This is a genomic window from Vibrio sp. 378 (genome assembly GCF_033339435.1).
The window spans coordinates 1-967 of record NZ_JAWOUO010000213.1 but is presented as its reverse complement, the minus strand read 5'-3'; the positions used below and the strand labels follow the sequence as shown (position 1 = coordinate 967).

1 protein-coding gene and 1 pseudogene are annotated in these 967 nt (G+C 44.7%); one reads left to right on the top strand and one right to left on the bottom strand.

Going from position 1 to position 967, the window contains the following annotated elements:
• A pseudogene (locus R7Q48_RS25230) lies at positions 1–430 on the top strand (glycosyltransferase family 39 protein); the annotation flags it as partial.
• Between the two features lie 91 nt (positions 431–521).
• On the opposite strand, the gene R7Q48_RS25225 reads toward R7Q48_RS25230, so the two are convergent.
• On the bottom strand, positions 522–967 hold a 446-nt coding region (locus R7Q48_RS25225), incomplete at its 5' end, for a PqiC family protein (RefSeq protein WP_318132877.1).

Here is a 967-nt window from a genome sequence, read left to right as displayed (position 1 = left end):
TCTTGCGCTGACTTGGGTCTGGTATAGCGTTGCGGGCTATACATTGCTTAACCCAGTTCGCACGCCGGCTAAAGAGATCATGTCAGAAGCACAAAAAGCAATCGGTAAAGATGGTGAGTTAGGACTGACGCTATTTAAAGAGCAATTTTTGCTGTTTTCACCTGTGTCGGTAACACATTTTAGCTATTTATCAGATCACAAAGAGCAAGAGCGCAATGCTTGGTTGTGGCTACAAGAAAAGCCGAATCGGTATATCTTGACCCAAGGTGGGAATGAGATGGAATGTTTCGATGCCAACAAAGCGAAAAAACTAGGGGAAGCCCACCGCCGGGATTGGATTTTATTTGATGCCGAGAGTGCGTTTGAATCCTGTCAGCCGCCAAGAAGCATCAAACGATATGAGCTACATATCGACAAGCCATATTCTTAATCTCTTGAGCCGCTAAACATACATAAACAAGAAAGGGGAGCGTGATGCTCCCCTCTTTTATCTGATGACTTTCGTATCTGATGTCTATTTACTATAGCTGCGCAGCTATATCGTCGGTTAGTTGGTTCAAACCTGCCGACAGTGCATCAACCAGAGCGTCGTAGCCTTCATCTTGCAATGGCATCAATATTTTTACTTGCGAGCTTCGAACGACGTTGCCGCTTGCATCGATGAGTAACCATTCACCTTCAATCTCTGCGTTACCTTGGTAGCTACCATTAAACTTGTTCAAACTAAGTTGAAGCTTGGATTCTCCACTTTGATCCAGAAGATTATTCATTTCAACTGGCCAATAGTCGCTTTGTTTTTGGCGCAGCTCAGCCACAACACGTTGGGTAATTTGCTCAGAAATACTTTGAGCCCACTGGTGGCGTTTGGCTTGAACAATCTGAGTATTTGATGTGCGATACACAATACTATTGTCATTCAGGTAGCTAGCGAGTTGAGCCGGACGAATCACCAGTAAAGGGCGTTCTG